Consider the following 17,069-nt stretch of genomic DNA (forward strand, 5'->3'; position numbering starts at 1 on the left):
CTCGTTTCGGAGAGCTTCTGGGCCAGCCTTGTCGCTGGCCCTTTTTTTACTTCTTATCGGACTTCAGTGGCTTCACGTAAAGGATCAGGCTGTGATCGACAATCTCATAGCCGTGCTCTGCCGCAATCTTCTGCTGGCGCTCCTCGATAACCTCATCGACGAACTCAACAACTTCGCCAGTCTGGGTGCAAACCATGTGGTCGTGATGATCATCACCGGCCATCTCGAACACCGCGTGACCGCCTTCGAAATTATGACGTAACACGAGGCCTGCAGCTTCGAACTGGGTCAGCACCCGGTAGACTGTCGCCAGGCCCACGTCATCGCCCTGGTCCAGCAGCTTTTTATAAACGTCTTCAGCACTCAGGTGATGTTCTTCAGCATTCTCAAGGATATTGAAGATCTTGACCCTTGGCAGAGTAACCTTCAGACCGACTTTTCGTAATTCGGCGTTTTCAGATGACATGTTACCATTCGCTCTTTGGTGTGCCTCACGGCTTCCGGTATGATAAAGCCGCAGTACAACGGATGACCCGTTTCACACCTGCTCAACGCAGGCGAATTCAAGATAGAGGATTTCCCCCGGCGATGCAAAAGCTCCCCGCTATCGTTCTTATTAGCATTTTATCCTTGTCCGGCTGTGTTTTTCCGGGCGTTTACAAAATCAATGTCCAGCAGGGCAACATTGTCACCGATGAGGAGCTGAAGGAGCTGTCCGAAGGCATGCCCAGAAGTCAGGTTCACGCGCTGCTGGGAAGCCCGTTGATGCTGAACCCCGTCGACCCGTCCCGGGAATACTATGTTTACACCTTTCAGCGCCGGGGCAACGAGATCGAAGAACAGCGCATCATCGTTTACTACGAGAATGATCAGCTGAGCCACTACGAAGCCCAGCTCCTGGAAGAAACGCCAGCCTACTAGCGCTTACGCTTTCTTTTTAGCCCGGTTCAGGCGAGCCTGCTTGGGATCAATCTTGAGTGGGCGGTATAGTTCCACCCGGTCGCCTTCTCTCAGAGCATGCTCGGCCGGGTTCTTCACCACTTTGCCAAACACCCCCATATCGATAGCGTCCGGATCAATCTCCGGAAAGATCTCGGTAATCCTGGAGAGCTTCACGGCTTCAAGGGCTGTAGTGCCCGGAGGCACCACCACGGGCACAATCTGCTGCTTGTCCGGGCGGGCATAGGCCACTTCCACTTCCATCACACGATCCCTCCGCGATAAACCTCATCTGCGCGACGACAGAAAGCATCCACCATGGTATTGGCCGCCTGATTAAATACCGGGCCGAAGGTCATTCGTGAAAGCGAACCTGAAAATTCAAACTCCAGGGTCAGGATTACTTTGCAGGCGTTATCGTCCAGAGCCCGAAAGTGCCAGCGCCCGGTAAGATTTCTGAGCGGGCCGTCCACGAGTTTCATTTCAATGGTCTCTGGCATTAACAACTGGTTTCGTGTGGTCAGCCGGTGGCGAACGCCCCCTTTGGAAATATCCAGTGAAGCCATGATTTCAGCGTCGTTCTGTTCGTGGACTTCTGCCCCGGCACACCAGGGTAAGAACTCAGGGTAACGGGCAACGTCATTGACCAGGTGGAACATACGCTCCGCCGAGTGCATAACCAATGCGGTCTTGTCGATCTGATGTGCCATGTAAACCGGATTTCCTGCGTTTCAGACTTCGTTCCAGCCCTGCCGGGCCAGTCAGACACTATGATAAAGGATATCGCCCTCTTTGGGGGCATTTTCATCTGGTTCGGGCTGCCCGTTTTCCGCGGGCAGCACGGCCTCTTCGGGTGTCTTCGGAGGTACATCTTCCTCAACCGGGCTGTCTTCAGGCGCCCTGTTCCGCGCCTCAGCAGACGCTGTAGGTTGCTGACACCAGATAGCAGCACTGCCGTTGTCACACAGGTTGCCGAGTGAGAAAAGCGTGTACTGTAGTCCGATCCAGGCCGCCACAACAGGAAGCACCAGGCGCATGACCCAGAACCAGATTCTCCGGAACACAACCGGCGCATTGCCCAGAATGGTTGCCGCGAAGCGCCGGGTGATACACCAGCCGGCAAATGTGGCAATGAGAATAGCCACCGCCGGTATCACAATGCCACCGGCGGCCAGTTCCAGCCATCGAAATACAGTGGCACCGCCTATGCGGTAATCGGCCCACAGATTGAAGGAGAACAGGGAAGCCAGCCCGGCGAACCAGACTGCAAGCCCGACAATGACCGCAGACCAGCCCCGAGGCGCCCCGGTCCACTCCCGGAACCATCCCACCACCGGTTCGAGCAGAGACAACCCCGTCGCCCAGACAATCAGCACCACCAGCAGGAAAACCGACGCGATCACCACCTGACTGTAGGGTAAGCCGGATAGCGCGACCGGCAGCGAAACAAAAAGCAGGCTGAAACCCCGCTCCCCCTCCAGGCTGCTACCGTCCGCTGCAACTGAAAACATCATCAATCCGGCCATGATGGCGACCAGGGTGTCCATCAACACCACAGCCAGTATTGAGCGTTTCAGGCGGGTATGGCTGGTGGAATAGGCGCCAAATATTGCCCACACCCCCATTCCGAGACCCAAGGTATAAAAAGCATGGAAGAACGCTGCCTTGATACTGGCCGCTGTTACCTGTTCCGGCCGCATCACCAGAACGTGATCTATCCCGGACTGCAAGCTCCCCCGCATTGCTGCCAGCCCGAACAGCACCAACATCAACAGCAGGGTGCAGGGTACGATCATGCGCATCGATCGCTCCAGGCCCTTGACCACCCCGCGGGCAGAAACTGCAACCACGAGAATCACGAAGAAAACATGCCAGGCCATAAACTGCCGATAGTGGCCCGGGTCCGACACCAGCTCCGACAGAACAGCAGTTGCTGAGGCCGCCGAAGCACCCTCGAAACGATCAGCTGCCCCGAAAAAGATGTAAGCCAGAACAATACCGCCAAAAACAGCGGTAAAGGAGAGCACCACGAACGCCGCAAGAATGCTAAGCGGCCCCGCCAGTCGCCAGAACGGTGAGCAGCCAGCGTTTTTCACCATACCGTCCATGGCCAGCACAATCCCATGCCGGGCATGACGGCCAATCACAGCCTCCGTCACCATCAGCGGCAAGGTAACAATCAGCAGACAGGCCAGGTACAGCAAGATAAACAAGCCGCCGCCGTGGATACTGGCCAGATAGGGAAACTGCCACAGATTGGCCAGGCCGACCGTGGCACCCACAGAAGCCCAGAAAAAGGTGGATTTTCGGGTAAACGACCCTATTGACGTCTGGTACTTGCGCAGCATTACTTCCCCAGGCAGTGACGAGCGCATCATTGTAGCCGAAGCAAGCCTGCAGGAACGACACTAAACCCGAGCCAGACGGCGAATCCGTGACCCTTCTTGCACTCCTGCGCTACAATGCGCGCTTTGCTGGCGTACCGACAAGACCAGCACCGTCATTCTTCCGATCCCGGACAGGATTCATGAGCAAGAAGAAAGCAAACGCCCCAACCAGCAACACCATCGCCCTGAACAAGAAGGCGAAGCACGAATACCATATTGAGGAGCGCTTCGAGGCTGGCCTGGCCCTGCTTGGCTGGGAAGTGAAGTCGTTGCGTGCCGGTAAGGCACAACTAGTTGATGCCTATGTGCTGCTGAAGGATGGCGAAGCCTGGCTGTTGGGCTCCCACATCACGCCTCTGAACACCGCCTCTACCCATGTAATTGCGGACCCGACCCGCACCCGCAAACTGCTGCTGCACGCCAAGGAAATCGCCAAGATTGTCGGCCAGGTGAATCAGGCGGGTTACACCTGCATTCCCCTCGCCCTGTACTGGAAAAAGAACAAGGTAAAATGCGAGATCGCCCTGGTGAAGGGTAAGAAGCTGTTCGACAAGCGCGCAACAGAGAAAGAACGCGACTGGAACCGCCAGAAACAGCGCATCATGCGCGAGGCCAACACCTGACACCAAAACTGTGTCGCATATGCACCCTCTTTGCTGATTTCAAAAAGCCTCCTATACTTTTAGGCCTTTCGTCAGTTGGCCCCGATGGCAGTACCAGGCGGCCCGGACTCCGGTACAGAGCATAGGAGGGCTTATGTCAGCAAAACGGACGGCCATGACCTCGGTCGATCGCTCCTGGTTACGCATGGATACCCCGGAAAATCCCATGATGATTTCCGCGGTACTGGCCTTTGAACACCCCATTCCGCTCAAGCGACTCAAGCGCACCCTGGAAGAACGTTTCCTGAAATTCCGGCGCTTTCGGCAACGCATCGTTGACAAAGGTGACAAGGTCTACTGGGAAGACGACCCCCTGTTCGATCTGGACAACCACCTGCACACCATCGCTCTGCCGGGAAACGCCGGCAAGCGAGAGCTTCAGGCCCTGGCCAGTGATTTCAACAGCACCGCTCTCGATTTCCGCCGGCCACTCTGGCAGATACACTACATCGACAACTATGAGAACGGCTGCGCCCTGTTAATCAGGATTCACCACTGTATTGCCGATGGCATTTCACTAGTGCGGGTACTGCTTTCGCTGACCGATCGCACTCCTGAACCCAAGCTAGAGCGCGTTGCACACCCAAAGCTACCCACAAAACCCAACGGCACCGCCGCCAGCCGGTTCCTGCACCGGATTGTAGACAGCACTCAGGCGGCCTGGGGACAGGCCAACCTGTTCGTGGATTCCATCCGCAAAGAGCCTGACTACCCGCTGAAGCTGGCCACCACTGCCGGCGGTATTGTTATGGACCTGGCCAAGCTGGGGCTCGCCCCCTTCGAGCCGAAAACCAGCCTGAAAAGCCCGCTGCTGGGCCGCAAACAAGTGGCCTGGGCCGAGCCCCTTGAACTGGAAACCGTGAAACAGTGCGCGCGGACACTGGGCGGAACCGTCAACGACGTATTGCTTTGCGCCGCGACCGGTGCGCTGACCCGGCATTTTACGGAGCACGGCCAGAGTATTCCGGACTGCGGCATTCGGGTTGCCGTTCCTTTCAACCTGAGGCCACTGGACCAGCCCATCGAAACCCTCGGCAATCAGTTTGGCCTGGTGCTGGTGTGCCTGCCTGTTGAGGTAACAGATCCAATCATGTGTTTCCGCCAGGTTCAGGAAAATATGAACCGGCTCAAACGGTCATACCAGGCCCAGGTAACCTATAGCCTGCTGGACCTGTTTGGCCGCGGCCCGGACATTCTCGAACGCCGGGCACTGGACCTGCTCAGCAACAAGGCTTCAGCAGTTCTGACCAACGTTCCCGGACCACGCCATGCGGTTTACCTGGCGGGCAGCAAACTGGTTCAACCCATGTTCTGGGTCCCCCAGAGCGGCAACATAGGTATAGGCATGAGCATTTTCAGTTACGCTGGCACGGTACAGTTCGGCATAACCGTCGACAAAGGCATCAAAGCCGACCCGGGCGAGGTGATGGATTATTTCCGTGACAGCTTCGAGAATCTGCATCAGGCTGCACTCGAGAAAGCCGGCGCCAGCGGTTTCCGCCAGGCCTCCTAGGCTCACCAGAGCCAGCGGTAGGTACAAATAGTAACGCCGTTACACAAAGAAGCCTTGAAGTCTGGCAATCCGGACACATATACTGAATTAACAAGGGGACGACTTGGCTTCGACGCCGGTGACGAACCCTTGGGTGCATGCCGAGATGGCAGCGAATCTCGTAAATCCAAAGCTGCAACGTAATAGTCGCAAACGACGAAAACTACGCACTGGCGGCGTAAGCCGTTCCAGTCGTCCTGGCTGAGGCGCCTATAACTCAGTAGCAACATCCCAGGACGTCATCGCTTATAGGCTGCTCCGTTCACCAGAGCTCACTGGTGTTCGGCTAAGATTAAAGAGCTCGCCTCTTGCACCCTGACCTTCGGGTCGCTTGAGGTTAAATCAATAGAAGGACACTAAGCATGTAGACCTCAAGGCCTAGTGCTGGCGGACGCGGGTTCAATTCCCGCCGTCTCCACCACCTTGCAAGAGAAAAGCCCCTGATTTCAGGGGCTTTTTTCGTTTCTCTCCCACTAAAAAGAAAAGGGATGTCCACCAAAAGAAAAAGTGTGCTTCGAAAGCTGTGGGATTCAAACTGCTAGCCAGAGTCTATCTCAGCAATAACTATCCCGGTCGGCCCTTTATATGCGGGTGATTAATCCGTTTCAATTCGTTCTGCCTGGCCGGTTTGCTCCAGGGCCGCAGGTGATCTTATGGGTTCTACCAGAAGTGGTTGCCGGATTCGGGTTTTGAGTAAGTCCTGGAATGGGTCTGTGTTGGTCAGGTTTGGGTCCAGCCACATGTCGAAGTCTTCCCGATTGAGCATGAGCGGTATGCTTTTCGAGTGGATATGACTGAACCTGGGGTGTGGTGGCAGGGTGATGATAGTGAACGACGGTACCACTTCTTCCTGGAAGTCCCACAGCTCATACAGGCCGGCAAAGGCTATGGCGCTGTCGGCCGGGTGGATGTTGTAGCCCTGTTTGTGGCCTTTCTCGCCTGTCCATTCATGGAAGCCGCTGGCCGGTATGATGGCGCGCTGACTGTGAAACCGCTTCTTCCAGAGTGGGCTGGTGCCCAGGCTGCCCGATCGGGCGTTGAAGGTGCTGTACTTTGGCGAGGGGCGGTAACCGGTGCCGTCTGGTTTGCGCTCTATGAGCAGTGACCAGATGGCGTCCTGCAGGATGCGGCCCTGGAGGGTTTCGTAGACGATTTGGGCTTTGGCTCCGGGGGCGATGTTAACGCGGGGCTCTATCCGGAGCGGTATGCCGAGTTCGTCCAGGAGGCCTTGGACTATGGGGTCGTCGGATACGTTGAATCGGCCGCACATACCCCTCCCAAGTGTGTACGAAACCCACTGAACTACTTTTTCTTTTTGTATTTTACAGTCAGCTTATTATCGATAGGATGCTTGGCGATCTCATAATCTGGGTTGAAGGTAGCTACATTATGAGCAGCCATGCCAACCGCAGAGGCAACACCAAGCACGCCGGTAATGCCTCCAAAAAAGCTAGCGCCAGCTGCAGCTACCCGGCCATATGTGTAGATTCGACAACGCAGTCCCTGGGATTCAATCAATTGCTCGACTTTCGTAGCAGCTTCTGTCAGCCGACCACCGCAACCAGTGACCTCAAAACTCTCCTTTTTCTTGATCAGTTCGTTTGTGGCCGCGACCATAGAATCATCAAAGCTAACCCTTTCCATCACTCAATCCTGTAATTAGATGTGTAGCTAATTAGTACTTTATATCTAGGAATTGGGTCAACCGCGCTTTTGTGAAGGAATGAAACAGAAGTGTCAACAAGGTGTCGAACCGCCAAAGGTTGCGTATGGGCTTTAACAGCCTTAGATTTCAATAACCAACTGATTATTAAGGCTTTACGTCCTTCCCTCATTGCCTCAAATAGCTCTGCAGCCTCGTACAGGCCATATCCCGATAGGCTCGGCTTTTGGGGTCGTTGTCTTTTTGATACTGCGTTCTCCAAAAATTGCAGTTTTCACGGGCTCCGGCAATAGCGGCCTGTTTTTGCTGTGCCTGCTGCTCTCTCCACTTCCGGTCTGCAGCCAGTTGACGCTCCCTTTCTTTACGCGCCTGGATCTCCTGGGGCGTAGGTGGCGGTGGCGTTGTTATCTGAGGAAACTCGATTTTAGGGCCGCTGGACATTCTGCGCTCAAACTCATCACCAAGGGCGTCCATAAAGACGAAGAAGACGAGCCACCCGATGATGGTCACGATGACCCAGGAGACAATATTGGCAACCAGAACCGCAGAGAACATTTTAAACCAGGACATTTTTCACTCCTTTGAATCGGTACTGGAAAGACTACCCAAAGCTATCGTTAGCTAGCAACTGAGCTTCGACTTTCGTTCGCTAAAAACAGGGATCTTTTTTTGGCCCTTTTTTTAGGTCTATTTTTTGGTATACTTTTTTTGTGCCTACAAAACTTCGAGCAGCACGACCAACCAAGAAGCCGCAAAATCACTATGAAATACAAAGCGGCCAAAACCCAAACCTAGGGATAACGGCACAGGGGAATGTTTAATGAGAAGCCTATTTGCAAGGCTTGCGGCCACCATTTCGGAGCTGAAGGCTAATCCAAATGAGGTGCTCAACCAGGCTAATGGCGAACCGATTGTGATCCTGAGTCACAACAAGCCAAGAGCCTATATGGTGCCTGTCGAGACATTCGAACAGATGCAAGAGCAGCTTGAGGATTACCGGTTACTCCAGGAGGCTCGCAAGCGTATGGATGACGAATCAATACCGGTGAGCATCAATGAGCTACGAGCTGGAATTCAAGAAAAAAGCGCTCAAGGAGTGGAACAAGCTTAACCCTACTGTCCAGGCAGAGTTTCTGAACATTCTGGAACGCCGCCTGGAGAATCCGAGGATTCCGAAGCATCAACTTAAGGGATCTTCGGATTTCTACAAAATCAAACTGAGATCCCAGGGCTTTCGCCTGGTCTACCACGTAGACGATGGGAAAGTGGTTGTCACTGTGATCACAGTTGGCCGTAGAGATACCGTTTACAAGTCCTTCTAGGTGTCCACAAAGTGTCAACGTAACTGCGGTTTTGAGTGGTTATGTGTGGAACGCCATTTTTGTAAGTGACTGTTTTATGGGCTATTGTGGTTTTCTGTGGGCGTAAAAACAGGTGCGGCATCGGGTTCAATTCCCGCCGTCTCCACCAAATTTAGGTTTCTCCGGAATACCCCAGAACCCAAAACCTCCTCAAAAGCCCCGCCAGTCGGGGCTTTTCTCGTTTTAGCCGTCCAAATTATTCCAACGAGTTCCACTGGAATCCGCATATCGTTGTGGGTAAATTTGTGGGTAAAGATCGGGCCTACCCACACTGGCCCACTTCCATACCCACAATGAAAGCAGGCAGCTATGAGCAGAGCGGCCAACAAGCTAACCAACACCGCAATCAAGAACGCCACGACGGAGGGCAAGGCACAGCGCAAGCTTGCAGGCGGTGGAGGGCTGACCCTGGTGGTGAAGCCAGAATCGAAAGTGTGGTGGCTCCGGTATCGTTACGACGGAAAGGAGAGAACCCTCACCCTCGGGGCATACCCACAAACCTCACTCAAGGAAGCCAGGGCCAAGCGCGACGAAGCAAAGCAACTGCTGGCTGAAGGGATCGACCCCGTTACCCACAGGGCTACCCACAAAACCAAGCGGGTAGAAGCCACCGCCAACACCTTCAAGGCCGTGGCAACCGAATGGCTGAAGGAAGTACACCAGAAAGCCGTGGTAGAGGAACACTACAACCGGAACGTTCGCCGCCTGGAGCAACACGCCTTCCCCAAGCTGGGCCGTCGCCCCATCAGTGAGATAGAGCCCTCTGACATCCTGGAGCCATTGCGTGATATTGCAAAAACGGGCCGGAGAGAAACAGCAAAACGGGTAAAAACCCTGATTGGCCAAGTATTCCGCTACACAGTCAGCACCGGCCGCGCGCAGCGAGATATGACCGCAGACATACGCGGCATCCTCCCCGCTTCAGAAACAAAACACCACGCCGCTGTAGTGAAGCCAGACGAAATAGCCGACCTTCTCAAGCGAATCGATACCTACTGGGGAACACCAACCGTTTGCATGGCGCTGGAGCTATCGCCCCTACTGTTCCTTAGGCCCGGCGAGCTTCGCACCATGAAGTGGGAGCAAATCGATTGGGATGATGCCACCTGGACAACCGAGCGCACCAAAAACGGAGAGCCATTGGTAGTGCCTCTCGCACGCCAGTCCATCGAGCTGCTGAGTCAGATCCAGGAAGTTAATGGCAAGTGGGAGTGGGTGTTTCCTGGCGGTCATAGCAAGACCAAGCCCATGAGCAACAACGCGATCAGAACGGCCCTGACCCGGCTGGAGCTGCACGGCATCATGTCTGCCCACGGATTCAGGGCCATGGCCCGAACCGTTCTTACCGAACGTCTGGGCTTCAGAGCATGAGGAACTGCCGAATCTGAAGTGTGAAGTAAAGCAGATCGAATTTCCCCGCTTCGACTCAGACGGTAATCACTCAGAACCATGGCGAGGTAACGCGATATTCCGCACGCTGTTTTCACTCACAGACGGCACACACGCCGGGTACGAGCGCATCCTAGATGAGAAAGTACAGCGGAGCCCCGACGACAAGCCCAACGACAAATACGTCACCAAAGGCTCAACAACAGCCGGAGCCGCCACACCGATAAGCTACCAGCCCCACGACCTGGCCTCGCTTAAAGGCGAGGTGATCGTTTGCGCTGGCCTGGCTGATGGATACCGATTGAATGAGGCAACCGGCCTGCCCGTAATCTGCGGAGTCGGTGAAGCGAACATCCCCGGCAACGTGGCGCTACTGCAAAATCACTATCCAGCATTGGTGCCAATAGCAGCCGTGGATAACGACAAAGCGGGAAAGTTGGATGGCGAAAAATCCGGCTGCACCTGGACCTGCCCGAAGTCTGCGAAAGACTGGAGTGATGTATACCAGCAATCAGGACGCGAGGCCGTGCTGGCGGAATATCAGGAAGGCATGACCGTGCCGGTAAAACCCGAACTGGAGACCCGAGAAGAAGCCGACGATGAACGCAAGGCTCAGTCCGATCTGATTGTTGAATTCGTCCTGGCCTCCAATGATCTATTCCACGATGAAAACGATGTAGCCTATGCGCAGAACATGGATTCTGGTGAAGTGTGGCCGCTGGCGGGAAAAGCCTTTCGTCACTGGCTGACCGCAGCTTTCTATGGGCAAACGAAAAAGGCAGTCCGGGATCAGTCCCTGCGTGAAGCAAGGATGACGCTGGAGGGTATAGCGATGCAGGATTGCCGCCCGGTTTATATTCGAGTCGCCAGCATTGAGGGCTGGCACTGGATCGACCTTGCTGAGCCCGGCAGGAATGATGCTATCTGCCTGATGCCCGGAAAATGGGCAATCTATAGCGCTCCGGTGATGTTTTCACGCTCCGAGAGTGCACAGGCGCTTCCGCGACCAATACCCGGCGGCAACATTGACCTGCTGTGGAGCATTGCCAACATCGTGCCGGATCAGCGGATCCTGGTGATTGCCTGGCTAGTAGAATGCCTGCGGACAGACACCCCCTTTCCAATCCTGGAAATGTTTGGCGAACAAGGCTGTGCGAAGTCTACCACCCAGACCGCGCTCCGCCGGCTGATTGACCCAAACGCCGCCGACCTGCGGGCAGTCCCGAAATCTGCCGAAGACCTTTATGTGACCGGCGGAACCAACCACGTGATCAGCATTGAGAACGTCAGTCACCTGCCTGCACCGATTCAGGATGCGCTGTGCGTGATAGCAACTGGCGGAGGGTTCGCCGAAGGGGCTTGGTGATGCCATGCGGCGGGCTGCGCCTGCACTCCGCCAGCTAGGTATTGAATGCCGGTGCCTTGGCAAGATCGGTTCAACGGTCAAATGGCGTATCGGTCAGAGAAAGTCTTTAGAACAAAGTCGTCAATGTCTTGAAATCGTGCATGGATCCGGAGATCAGCACGACTTTACGACTTCTACGACTTCAGATCAGTCAGTTTCTTTAAGTGAAAGCCAGAACTCCAACCGGTCTGCCGACGAACGGAGAGTGTTCTGATGAGCGCCCTTGCCTATCTGCACGAGCATGGCCTTCAAGCGGAGAGCCTGCCCGGTGATCGAATCGCAGTCTGGCCAGGAGAAGCCATCACCCCCGCCCTCGAACGCTGGATTGCCGAACATAAGCCAGAGATCGTTTCCGAGCTTCGCAAATCCGCAGCCCCGGCAGAAAAGAAAAACCAGAACCCTCACGCCATTTTGCTGAAAATGGCCGAGCAACTACAGGCCAGCCCCGCAATCCTGCGAGCCCTGCTGGACTCGGACGATATGCAAGACATAGCCGAAGGGGTAATCAGCCGGGCTCACCTGCTGGCGTACTTCCGCCAGATGTATACCCCTTAACCTTGCCTAACCCCACCAACTGACGTAAAACAACCCTATATCGAGTGGTTAGCAAGCAATACACCCCGGTATTGCCCGCAACGCTCCGGAACAATCAAAGGCACGAACCGACACAGCCTGTCGCTCCGTGCCTTTACGCTTTATCAGAGAACGAAAGCAGTAACTTCTCATAGGGAACAGCCGAGCAATGAACAACACGGAACAGCAATTCCTCAAAGCCCTGGACGACAAGCTCTGGAAAGCCGCCGACAAGCTCCGCGCCAACCTGGATGCCGCCAACTACAAGCACGTGGTGCTGGGCCTGATCTTCCTGAAGTACGTCTCCGATGCCTTCGAGGAGCGCCAGGAAGAATTGCTGGAACGATTCAAGGATGAGAACGACGACATCTACTACTTGCCGCCGGAAGGTTACGACGGCGACGAGGACTACCAGCAAGCCCTGCTGGAAGAACTGGAAGTATTAGATTACTACCGCGAAGCCAACGTGTTCTGGGTGCCCAAGCCGGCCCGCTGGAGCACCCTGAAAGAGAAAGCCGTGCTGCCCGTGGGCACTGTGCTCTGGCAGGACGATGCCGGTAACGACGTAAAGCTGCGCTCCGTGTCCTGGCTGATCGACAACGCCCTGGAAGAGATCGAGAAGAGCAACGCCAAGCTCAAGGGCATCCTCAACCGCATCAGCCAGTACCAGCTGGACAACGACAAGCTGCTGGGCCTGATCAACACCTTCTCCGACACCTCCTTCACCCGGCCGGTGTTCGAGGGCGAGAAGCTGAGCCTGCACAGCAAAGACATCCTCGGCCATGTGTACGAATACTTCCTGGGCCAATTCGCCCTCGCCGAAGGCAAGCAGGGCGGGCAGTATTACACCCCCAAGAGCATCGTTACCCTGATTGTGGAAATGCTGCAGCCCTATTCCGGCCGGGTGTACGACCCGGCCATGGGCTCCGGCGGCTTCTTTGTCTCCAGCGACAAGTTCATTGAGGAACACGCCAGTGAACAGCACTACGACGCCAGCGAGCAGAAGAAGCACATCTCCGTGTACGGCCAGGAATCCAACCCCACCACCTGGAAGCTGGCCGCCATGAACATGGCCATCCGGGGCATCGACTTCAACTTCGGCAAGAAAAACGCCGACACCTTCCTGGACGACCAGCACCCGGACCTGCGCGCCGACTTCGTGATGGCCAACCCACCGTTCAACATCAAGGACTGGTGGAGCGAATCCCTGGCCGACGACGTGCGCTGGAAGTACGGCACCCCACCCAAAGGCAACGCCAACTTCGGCTGGATGCAGCACATGCTCCACCACCTGGCACCCACCGGCAGCATGGCCCTGCTGCTGGCCAACGGCTCCATGAGTTCCAACACCAACAACGAAGGCGAAATCCGCAAGCGCCTGGTGGAAGAAGACCTGGTGGAATGCATGGTCGCCCTGCCCGGCCAGCTGTTTACCAACACCCAGATCCCAGCCTGCATCTGGTTCCTGACCAAAGACAAAGCCAACGGCATGGTGCGTAACGAGAAAAAGCGCGACCGCCGGGAAGAATTCCTGTTCATCGACGCCCGCGACCTGGGCTTCATGCGGGATCGGGTACTGCGAGACTTCACCAACGACGACATCGCCAAGATCGCCGACACCTTCCATGCCTGGCAGCGTGGCGAGGGCTACGAGGATATCGCCGGTTTCTGCAAATCCGCCAGCCTGGATGAGATCAGGAAGCATGAGTTTGTGTTGACGCCGGGGCGCTATGTGGGGGCTCAGGAGCAGGAAGACGATGGCGAGCCCTTTGCTGAAAAGATGGCGCGGTTGACCATCCAACTGCGGGAGCAGTTTGCTGAGAGTGACCGACTGGAGGTTGAGATCAAGCGGAATCTTGGGGGGCTGGGCTATGAGCTTTAAATCCAGCAGTCGGGGCGGTGGACATCAACACCTTGAACGCCTGACTCGGGAAGTTCTGGAGGGGCAACAATGAGCGTGTTTATTAAGGCTCAGGAGGCCAGCGTCAGCGCGCGGTTCTGGCGCTTGCGTGACTTCAGCCGCTTCTCGATCACCTCGGTACGCTCGCCGGTTTCGATGGCGCTTGAGCTGGCGACGGCTCGCAGGATGCTGGTACGCGAAACCGATACTTTGCCTACGTTTTTTTTACGAACCATGGGGCGGCTCCGGAACGAAAAGACGAGAGCCATTGTAACACTTGGCAGGCACACAGTCCTGCCAGTATTAAAGCGGGTTTCCGCACGACAGCAGGCGGTGCTGGCGCTGATTCAGGACAACCCGTCCATTTCCCGTCAGGCGCTGGCCGACAAACTGGGCATCAACGCCTCGGCGGTTCAGAAGCACCTCGATAAACTGAAAGAAGCCGGCGCCATTGAACGGATTGGCGGCACGCGCGGTTATTGGCAGGTGAAGGTATGAGAGGGAATCAGGCAATGGGATCGACGGGGCAACTGCGGGAGCAGTTTGCTGAGAGTGACCGGCTGGAGGCTGAGATCAAGCGGAATCTTGGGGGGCTGGGGTATGAGCTCTGAGTGGGTAAAGATGCGCCTTGGCGACTTCATAGACCTCAAGCGGGGCTATGATTTGCCCAAGAAAAGTCGTTCAGCCGGTCCAATCCCACTCGTTTCTTCGGCTGGTGTATCTGATCAACACAGTGAAGCCAAAGTGCGAGGTCCCGGAGTAGTTACAGGTCGATATGGCACTATAGGTGACGTTTTCTATATAGAAGAGGACTTTTGGCCACTAAATACAACTCTCTATGTACGCGATTTCAAAGGAAATGATCCTCGGTTCACATATTATTTTCTGAAGACGATTGACTACCTCCAGTACAGCGACAAGGCGGCAGTTCCCGGTGTAAACCGAAACCACCTTCATATGGCCGAGATCTCTGTACCCAAATCGGTCGACGAGCAGCGACGGATAGCCTCGGTACTTTCATGCCTCGACGATAAAATCGAGGCCAACGATACGATCAACCAAACCCTCGAACAAATGGCCCAGGCCATCTTCAAAAGCTGGTTTGTCGATTTCGAGCCGGTCAAAGCCAAGATCGCCGCACTGGAAGCCGGCGGCAGCGAGGAAGATGCCCTGCTCGCCGCCATGCAGGCCATTTCCGGCAAAAGTGAAGCAGAGCTAACCCGCCTCCAGGCCGAACACCCCGAGCAATACGCCGAGCTCCGCGCCACCGCCGAGCTGTTTCCGTCGGCTATGCAGGATAGTGAGTTGGGGGAGATTCCGGAGGGGTGGGGTGTTGATCACCTTTCTGAGCTCGTTCAATTCAACCCACGCAGGTCGCTCAAAAAAGGAACCCTTGCGCCCTACCTCGACATGAAGAACGTCCCCACCTCTGGCCATTTGGCGGAGGACGTTGTTCTGCGGGAAATGAATAGTGGCACGAAGTTCGTTAACGGAGACACTCTGTTGGCGAGAATTACGCCGTGTCTTGAAAACGGAAAAACAGCCTACGTTGATTTCTTGGATAGCGATCAAGTCGGCTGGGGCTCGACTGAATACATCGTCATGAGATCTCAAGAGCCGTACCCTGAATCAATGTCCTACTTCATCGCCCGTGATGGCAACTTTCGTCAACATGCCATCCAATCGATGACCGGCACAAGCGGGCGACAGCGTGCCAATGCGAAAGCCTTGGCGGAGCTTCCGTGGCTAATCTATCCGCGAAGGCTTACCGAAGAGTTTGATCGAATAGCCGCCCCATATTTAAAGCTGGCAAAGAGCCACGGCAATCAATCAAAGTCATTGTCGGCTATACGCGACTCACTTCTTCCCAAACTTCTATCAGGGGAACTAGATACAACAAAGGTGGGCGCGTGAATGACTGATTGGTTGAACGAAGTAATTCAAAAAGCCAGCAGTGTGGCTGCATGGAAAGACATTGCGACAGTCCTCAGCGGATTTTCCACTCTCGCAATTGCAGTCCTGACTGTTTTCCTGTGGCGAGAGAACCGCTTACTTCGCAAGGGCGGATCAGAGCCAAGGTTAATAGCCTATTATGAGCCGCACCCTGACGGCACAGGCGGACTGAATATAGCAATCACCAATGTGGGCAAAGGGCCAGCTAAGGATGTCTACTTTCAGTTTGATGGAGATCCTGAGAACTTCGCGAAATACGACCTCGTTCTGGATTGCTCTCACCGCCGAGGCCCGATAGCGACCATTCCTCAGGACGGGAAGATATCCATATTCTTTGCAGTGGGTTTCCAGCTTTTCTCACCAAAGAGTAACGGGAAAAGCAACGCCAACGAGCCGATTGACCCGTTCCATATCCTAATTGAATGGCAGAGCATGGGGGGCAGGAAAAAGTATGCTGACCGCTTTTTGCTCGATGTAAAGCCTTATGCCAATCTGCCTGGCTTCATCAACAAGCCCCACCTCCTTAAACTCGTTGACTCAGTCAACGCCGTTGGTAAGCAAATTGGCACATTGAAACCGGAAGTTGGTCGGTTGGTAAATCTAATCGAAGCCAACACGCTGGATTCCAGAGCGGTGCGAAAGGTTAAGGGAAATCCTGAGGATGTTTAAAATTGATCCACACTCCAACCGCATCAACCCACTGGAAGTAAAACGCTTCAGCGAGCTGGGCTTCACCGAGCGCAAGCACCTGCAAGAATGGCTGGAGAACTACCCGCAAGCCCTGGCCCAAGAAGATGGTGAGGAACTGCTGATCATCCAAAAGGAGTTCGATGGTTTCGACGACACCCGCGAGCGGCTGGATCTGCTGGCCATCGACAAGGACGGCAACCTGGTCGTCATCGAAAACAAGCTCGACGACAGCGGCCGGGATGTGGTGTGGCAGGCACTCAAGTACGCCAGCTACTGCGCCAACCTGAAGAAGCAGCAGGTGGTGGAGATCTTCCAGCGCTACCTGAACCAGAAGGCCCAGAACGAAGGCAGCACCCCAGCCGATGCAGAGAGCGTGTTACTGGAATTCCTGCAGGCCGACGACCTGCAATCCGTGCAGCTCAATACCCTGAAAAGCCAGCGCCTGATTCTGGTGGCCGCCCACTACCGCAAGGAAGTCACCAACACCGTGCTCTGGCTGAGCCAATTCGGCGTCAACTGCCAGTGCTTCAAGGTGACGCCCTACCAGGCCGGTGCAGAGCTGTTCCTGAACGTGGAGCAGATCATCCCCCCCCCC

General features: G+C 55.3%; 19 protein-coding genes, 1 other RNA gene and 1 pseudogene. 14 read left to right on the forward strand and 7 right to left on the reverse strand.

Annotated features, from left to right (window positions below; translation table 11 throughout):
- Window positions 1–46: 46 nt before the first annotated feature.
- Complete coding sequence (gene fur / locus Q675_RS32365; RefSeq protein ID WP_014422607.1) at window positions 47–466, reverse strand: ferric iron uptake transcriptional regulator; 420 nt, start codon at window positions 464–466, stop codon at window positions 47–49.
- A 122-nt stretch (window positions 467–588) separates the two neighbouring features.
- Between fur and Q675_RS32370 the strand changes: the two genes are divergently transcribed.
- Window positions 589–921: an outer membrane protein assembly factor BamE gene (locus Q675_RS32370; RefSeq protein WP_023011659.1), complete on the forward strand. Its 333-nt coding sequence runs from the start codon at window positions 589–591 to the stop codon at window positions 919–921.
- Between the two features lie 3 nt (window positions 922–924).
- Here Q675_RS32370 and Q675_RS32375 read toward each other — a convergent pair whose 3' ends face one another.
- From Q675_RS32375 to Q675_RS32385, 3 genes are read right to left on the reverse strand one after another with little or no spacing between them, the layout of a single operon-like run.
- On the reverse strand, window positions 925–1,203 hold the full coding sequence (locus Q675_RS32375) for an RnfH family protein (RefSeq protein ID WP_014422609.1): 279 nt from the start codon (window positions 1,201–1,203) through the stop codon (window positions 925–927).
- Complete coding sequence (locus Q675_RS32380) at window positions 1,203–1,649, reverse strand: type II toxin-antitoxin system RatA family toxin (RefSeq protein ID WP_014422610.1); 447 nt, start codon at window positions 1,647–1,649, stop codon at window positions 1,203–1,205. The genes Q675_RS32375 and Q675_RS32380 overlap by 1 nt, the downstream gene beginning before the upstream one ends.
- A gap of 51 nt (window positions 1,650–1,700) precedes the next feature.
- Complete coding sequence (locus Q675_RS32385; protein WP_023011660.1) at window positions 1,701–3,287, reverse strand: sodium-dependent transporter; 1,587 nt, start codon at window positions 3,285–3,287, stop codon at window positions 1,701–1,703.
- Window positions 3,288–3,466: 179 nt separating this feature from the next.
- On the opposite strand from Q675_RS32385, the gene smpB reads away from it, so the two are divergent.
- The 3 genes from smpB to ssrA all read left to right on the forward strand — a co-directional run bounded on the left by smpB (window position 3,467) and on the right by ssrA (window position 5,961).
- Window positions 3,467–3,949, forward strand: coding sequence for an SsrA-binding protein SmpB (gene smpB, locus Q675_RS32390; RefSeq protein ID WP_011786782.1), 483 nt, complete (start codon window positions 3,467–3,469; stop codon window positions 3,947–3,949).
- Between the two features lie 133 nt (window positions 3,950–4,082).
- Window positions 4,083–5,501 (forward strand): WS/DGAT/MGAT family O-acyltransferase, encoded by a 1,419-nt coding sequence (locus Q675_RS32395; protein ID WP_031211580.1) that lies wholly within the window; start codon window positions 4,083–4,085, stop codon window positions 5,499–5,501.
- A 94-nt stretch (window positions 5,502–5,595) separates the two neighbouring features.
- Window positions 5,596–5,961, forward strand: a transfer-messenger RNA (tmRNA) gene (ssrA, locus tag Q675_RS37945).
- A gap of 174 nt (window positions 5,962–6,135) precedes the next feature.
- Here the strand turns inward: ssrA and Q675_RS32400 are convergent.
- From Q675_RS32400 to Q675_RS32410, 3 genes are all read right to left on the reverse strand, one after another.
- Window positions 6,136–6,810 (reverse strand): SOS response-associated peptidase, encoded by a 675-nt coding sequence (locus Q675_RS32400; protein ID WP_011786784.1) that lies wholly within the window; start codon window positions 6,808–6,810, stop codon window positions 6,136–6,138.
- 32 nt (window positions 6,811–6,842) lie between these two features.
- Window positions 6,843–7,184 (reverse strand): hypothetical protein, encoded by a 342-nt coding sequence (locus Q675_RS32405; protein ID WP_022993037.1) that lies wholly within the window; start codon window positions 7,182–7,184, stop codon window positions 6,843–6,845.
- Between the two features lie 187 nt (window positions 7,185–7,371).
- Window positions 7,372–7,773, reverse strand: coding sequence for a hypothetical protein (locus Q675_RS32410; RefSeq protein ID WP_022993038.1), 402 nt, complete (start codon window positions 7,771–7,773; stop codon window positions 7,372–7,374).
- Window positions 7,774–8,023: 250 nt separating this feature from the next.
- On the opposite strand from Q675_RS32410, the gene Q675_RS37950 reads away from it, so the two are divergent.
- The 10 genes and pseudogenes from Q675_RS37950 to Q675_RS32450 form a co-directional block, all read left to right on the forward strand.
- Window positions 8,024–8,314, forward strand: a complete 291-nt coding sequence (locus tag Q675_RS37950) for a type II toxin-antitoxin system Phd/YefM family antitoxin (protein WP_011786787.1) — start codon at window positions 8,024–8,026, stop codon at window positions 8,312–8,314.
- On the forward strand, window positions 8,259–8,525 hold the full coding sequence (locus Q675_RS0119300; RefSeq protein ID WP_011786788.1) for a type II toxin-antitoxin system RelE family toxin: 267 nt from the start codon (window positions 8,259–8,261) through the stop codon (window positions 8,523–8,525). The genes Q675_RS37950 and Q675_RS0119300 overlap by 56 nt, the downstream gene beginning before the upstream one ends.
- A 348-nt stretch (window positions 8,526–8,873) precedes the next feature.
- Complete coding sequence (locus Q675_RS32415) at window positions 8,874–9,935, forward strand: tyrosine-type recombinase/integrase (RefSeq protein WP_023011662.1); 1,062 nt, start codon at window positions 8,874–8,876, stop codon at window positions 9,933–9,935.
- 319 nt (window positions 9,936–10,254) lie between these two features.
- A complete protein-coding gene (locus Q675_RS37750) occupies window positions 10,255–11,319 on the forward strand; it encodes a hypothetical protein (RefSeq protein WP_022993039.1) in 1,065 nt (354 codons plus the stop codon).
- Window positions 11,320–11,571: 252 nt separating this feature from the next.
- Window positions 11,572–11,913: a hypothetical protein gene (locus Q675_RS32425; RefSeq protein WP_011786791.1), complete on the forward strand. Its 342-nt coding sequence runs from the start codon at window positions 11,572–11,574 to the stop codon at window positions 11,911–11,913.
- Between the two features lie 187 nt (window positions 11,914–12,100).
- Window positions 12,101–13,813, forward strand: a complete 1,713-nt coding sequence (locus Q675_RS32430) for a type I restriction-modification system subunit M (protein ID WP_023011663.1) — start codon at window positions 12,101–12,103, stop codon at window positions 13,811–13,813.
- Window positions 13,814–13,882: 69 nt separating this feature from the next.
- Complete coding sequence (locus Q675_RS37955; RefSeq protein ID WP_081698876.1) at window positions 13,883–14,329, forward strand: winged helix-turn-helix domain-containing protein; 447 nt, start codon at window positions 13,883–13,885, stop codon at window positions 14,327–14,329.
- 102 nt (window positions 14,330–14,431) lie between these two features.
- Window positions 14,432–15,745, forward strand: coding sequence for a restriction endonuclease subunit S (locus Q675_RS32440; protein ID WP_023011667.1), 1,314 nt, complete (start codon window positions 14,432–14,434; stop codon window positions 15,743–15,745).
- Window positions 15,746–16,453, forward strand: coding sequence for a hypothetical protein (locus tag Q675_RS32445; protein WP_023011668.1), 708 nt, complete (start codon window positions 15,746–15,748; stop codon window positions 16,451–16,453).
- Window positions 16,446–17,069: pseudogene (locus Q675_RS32450) on the forward strand (hypothetical protein); the annotation flags it as partial. The gene Q675_RS32445 and the pseudogene Q675_RS32450, both read left to right, overlap by 8 nt.

This window comes from Marinobacter sp. EN3, from assembly GCF_000475315.1.
Classification (GTDB): domain Bacteria; phylum Pseudomonadota; class Gammaproteobacteria; order Pseudomonadales; family Oleiphilaceae; genus Marinobacter; species Marinobacter nauticus.

Excerpts from the sequence above, each read along its gene's own strand:
- fur (WP_014422607.1), bottom strand. The coding sequence starts at position 466 with ATGTCATCTGAAAACGCCGAATTACGAAAAGTCGGTCTGAAGGTTACT.
- Q675_RS32370 (WP_023011659.1), top strand. The coding sequence starts at position 589 with ATGCAAAAGCTCCCCGCTATCGTTCTTATTAGCATTTTATCCTTGTCC.
- Q675_RS32375 (WP_014422609.1), bottom strand. The coding sequence starts at position 1,203 with ATGGAAGTGGAAGTGGCCTATGCCCGCCCGGACAAGCAGCAGATTGTG.
- Q675_RS32380 (WP_014422610.1), bottom strand. The coding sequence starts at position 1,649 with ATGGCACATCAGATCGACAAGACCGCATTGGTTATGCACTCGGCGGAG.
- Q675_RS32385 (WP_023011660.1), bottom strand. The coding sequence starts at position 3,287 with ATGCTGCGCAAGTACCAGACGTCAATAGGGTCGTTTACCCGAAAATCC.
- smpB (WP_011786782.1), top strand. The coding sequence starts at position 3,467 with ATGAGCAAGAAGAAAGCAAACGCCCCAACCAGCAACACCATCGCCCTG.
- Q675_RS32395 (WP_031211580.1), top strand. The coding sequence starts at position 4,083 with ATGTCAGCAAAACGGACGGCCATGACCTCGGTCGATCGCTCCTGGTTA.
- Q675_RS32400 (WP_011786784.1), bottom strand. The coding sequence starts at position 6,810 with ATGTGCGGCCGATTCAACGTATCCGACGACCCCATAGTCCAAGGCCTC.
- Q675_RS32405 (WP_022993037.1), bottom strand. The coding sequence starts at position 7,184 with ATGGAAAGGGTTAGCTTTGATGATTCTATGGTCGCGGCCACAAACGAA.
- Q675_RS32410 (WP_022993038.1), bottom strand. The coding sequence starts at position 7,773 with ATGTCCTGGTTTAAAATGTTCTCTGCGGTTCTGGTTGCCAATATTGTC.
- Q675_RS37950 (WP_011786787.1), top strand. The coding sequence starts at position 8,024 with ATGAGAAGCCTATTTGCAAGGCTTGCGGCCACCATTTCGGAGCTGAAG.
- Q675_RS0119300 (WP_011786788.1), top strand. The coding sequence starts at position 8,259 with ATGAGCTACGAGCTGGAATTCAAGAAAAAAGCGCTCAAGGAGTGGAAC.
- Q675_RS32415 (WP_023011662.1), top strand. The coding sequence starts at position 8,874 with ATGAGCAGAGCGGCCAACAAGCTAACCAACACCGCAATCAAGAACGCC.
- Q675_RS32425 (WP_011786791.1), top strand. The coding sequence starts at position 11,572 with ATGAGCGCCCTTGCCTATCTGCACGAGCATGGCCTTCAAGCGGAGAGC.
- Q675_RS32430 (WP_023011663.1), top strand. The coding sequence starts at position 12,101 with ATGAACAACACGGAACAGCAATTCCTCAAAGCCCTGGACGACAAGCTC.
- Q675_RS37955 (WP_081698876.1), top strand. The coding sequence starts at position 13,883 with ATGAGCGTGTTTATTAAGGCTCAGGAGGCCAGCGTCAGCGCGCGGTTC.
- Q675_RS32440 (WP_023011667.1), top strand. The coding sequence starts at position 14,432 with ATGAGCTCTGAGTGGGTAAAGATGCGCCTTGGCGACTTCATAGACCTC.
- Q675_RS32445 (WP_023011668.1), top strand. The coding sequence starts at position 15,746 with ATGACTGATTGGTTGAACGAAGTAATTCAAAAAGCCAGCAGTGTGGCT.